2 protein-coding genes are annotated in these 3087 nt (G+C 42.5%); both read left to right on the plus strand.

Going from position 1 to position 3087, the window contains the following annotated elements:
• Positions 1-769: InlB B-repeat-containing protein (locus CALK_RS11565; protein ID WP_034638348.1), on the plus strand; the 769-nt coding region annotated here is incomplete at its 5' end.
• 622 nt (positions 770-1391) lie between these two features.
• A complete protein-coding gene (locus tag CALK_RS11570) occupies positions 1392-2594 on the plus strand; it encodes an IS256 family transposase (protein WP_022637844.1) in 1203 nt (400 codons plus the stop codon).
• Positions 2595-3087 lie beyond the last annotated feature (493 nt).

The raw sequence follows: 3087 nt of genomic DNA on the forward strand, positions 1-3087 counted from the left end.
TCTCAGCCTGACCGCCCAGTGGACAGTGAATGAATACACCATCAGCTTTGACAGCGATGGCGGAAGTGCAGTGGATGCGATTACACAGAACTTTGGTACTGACATCACCGCACCCGCGGCACCAACCAAAGAAGGACATACCTTTGACGGATGGGAACCGGAACTTCCTGAAACCATGCCTGCCGATGACTTGAGCCTGACCGCTCAGTGGACTATCAACACCTATGTTCTTACCCTCACCGCAGAAAACGGCGTCATTACTGCCGATCCGGAGCAGGAAGAATATGAGCATGGAAGTGTGGTAACTCTCACGCCGAAAGCAGATGAGGAATATACGTTTGGCGAATGGAATGGTGATGTTGTTGGAGATGAAGTACCGCTTACCATTACTATGGAAAAAAATATGGAAGTTGTGGCCTTGTTTGATCAAACAGTCATCATCCACGAAGACGAAACAGGCCACAATGGCGCAGCCCGCGGCGTGTATTTTGGTGTAAACCCCGTATCAGTGCAGGATGAAGCCGCAGATATCTTTGTGGTAACCGGCGATCCTGCACAGGTCAGTATTACCATCTTTGATATGGTGGGTAATGTAATAGACCGCCAGGAAGCCCCGGCACAGACCAAAAAGGCAGGGCGTTTTACCTGGGATCTGCGCAACCGTCAGGGCATGCGTGTTTGTGCCGGGTCGTATATGGTAATTGCAGAGGTAGCATATGACAGTGGAGCAGTGCAGCGGTATCGGGCAGTGCTGGGGATAAAAGAGTAAGTATCTGTTTTATCCGATAAGTCCAAAAAAGGGGGAGGTCTTCGGACTTCCCTTTTTTTGTGCGTTGGGAGGAAAAAGGGGGAGTTTGGATTTTGAAAACAGTCCCGCACTGATGCTTTATCACCATGACTTATGAACACTTTTTTACCTTACCGGCAGAAACACAGGCATCTTGTGTAATACCGGGAATCATAAGGTACACTGTGACTGGCAGTTTCAAGTCGTCGGGGACCGATACCCGCTTAAATACATATTACGAGCCTTACTATGTTCTTGCTTCGAAGCATCAGGCTGATCAGCTGTTTCATTTTATTATACGATTTATTACACACGGTATCAGTGATATGAAAAGAACATCTCCCAATACAAACTGTATTAAAAGATTTCGGGAACGTTTTGTGATGCTGATTCTAATTTTATTCTCCGAATAGAACAACATGAGCAACAGGTGAATTACGGCAATTTATTAAGTTTTCAAAAGTCAAGTCGGTCAGCTAAATGTGAAGTTTATTCTGTGTTTAAGACAATATGTAAACGCAAACAAAAGTGTGTGTGCGGGTAATGTAAATTAATGTTCGCAATTTTCCTTTGATACATATTATGCAATAAGGAGGCATATCAAATGGAAATTAGCAACAAAGAACTTTATCGAAGACTTTTGACAGAGTTTGTGTTTGAAGAAGACCCTTTGCTGTCAATGTTACAATGGTTGATGGATCGCATGATGGAGGCTGAAGTAGAATCACGCCTGGGAGCTTCGAAGCATGAACATAGTAAAAGCCGTAAGAGTCATCTGAGCGGGTATCGGCCTCGCAGGTTTGATACACGCTTGGGCACAGTGTATCTTATGATACCGAAGGTGCGGAAAGGAGGCTATGTGCCATTTTTTGTATCAGAGAAGCAACGTTCAGAGCAAGCTCTTATAGCCCTTGTGCAGGAGTCTTTTGTAAATGGTGTATCTACGCGGAAAGTAAAGAAGGTACTTCGGAGTCTTGGTGTAGAAAATATCAGTGCGGGACAGGTCTCAAACATCACCAAAGGTTTGGATGAGCAGGTAGAAGAGTTTCGCACTGCAACGCTTGATGAAACGTACCCATTTATCTGGATTGATGCCATCTATGAAAAGATCCGGCAGGAGGATCGAAAGGTAGTCTCTACAGCTATAATGGTAGCCTATGGGTTGTCATTAGAAGGCGAGCGCCGAATCCTTTCCGTAGAACCGTTTCCCGATGAATCAGCAGAGTGTTGGAAGGATTTTTTCCAGAAGCTTAAAAAACGTGGATTAAAAAATTCAGCCTTAATATTCTCAGATGCACATTCAGGAATCCAGGCTGCTGTAAAAGAAGAGATGGCGGGGAGTGGATGGCAACGATGTAAAGTTCATTTTATGAGAAATATTCTTGCCGGCATTCCTCACAGAGCAAAAAAAGATGTGGCAGCAAAACTCAAGCAGATCTGGTTACAACCTGACTATAAAACAGCGCTCAAGGTCGCAAAAATGGTGATTGATGAGTATGGAACGTGGTCAAAAGCAATGAAGTGTTTGGAAGAGGGGTTAGAAGACGGCCTCCAATTCTATCATTACGAAGGCATTGATCACCGTAAAATATCCTCGACAAATCCTATTGAAAGGCTTAATAAAGAGATACGTAGAAGAAGTAGAGTTGTTGGCGTATTTCCAAGCAAAGAAGCATATCTGAGACTCATTGTGACCTATTTTATTGAATACTCAGAGGAGTGGATACATGAAAAAAGAGCCTATATAAAACAAGAGCATCTCGAAACAGTTATGATCAAATTCTATGAAAATAAAATGGCGGTATAATTTGAAAATTGCGAACAATTCTTGACACTACCGAACCTTTTTGTGCTACAACTGGTTTTACATACACTTTCTGCTGATTCATTTAAGTATCCTTGTTTGAAGAAATAAAAAAATGTATTGAAAAATAACACACACAGAAAGCAAGTTTTTTTTGAATAAAAGCCCTGAATCTCTATACAATGTGCTTATGTGCATACAAACGCTACTACAGAATTTTGGTATAATAAGAATGTCACGCGTGAACAGTCTCTCTTGAATCGTTGCTATACTTTTTATTAAGCAACTCTATCCAAATTACTAATATATATCCTTGTTGTATTCACCGAAGGTGTGATAACCATCTTTTTACTTACAAGAGCCACACAATTCTGGTGATGGTATTTTTTACGTGTAGGAAGTCACAAAGGCTGATGGTAACGTGTCTTTGAAGAATGAGAAGAACAAGGCGGGCCCTTGCAGCCCGCCGAAGAAGTTGGGTTACTCGCGTATTCCT

The sequence above is a fragment of the Chitinivibrio alkaliphilus ACht1 genome, assembly GCF_000474745.1.
Classification (GTDB): Bacteria; Fibrobacterota; Chitinivibrionia; order Chitinivibrionales; family Chitinivibrionaceae; genus Chitinivibrio; species Chitinivibrio alkaliphilus.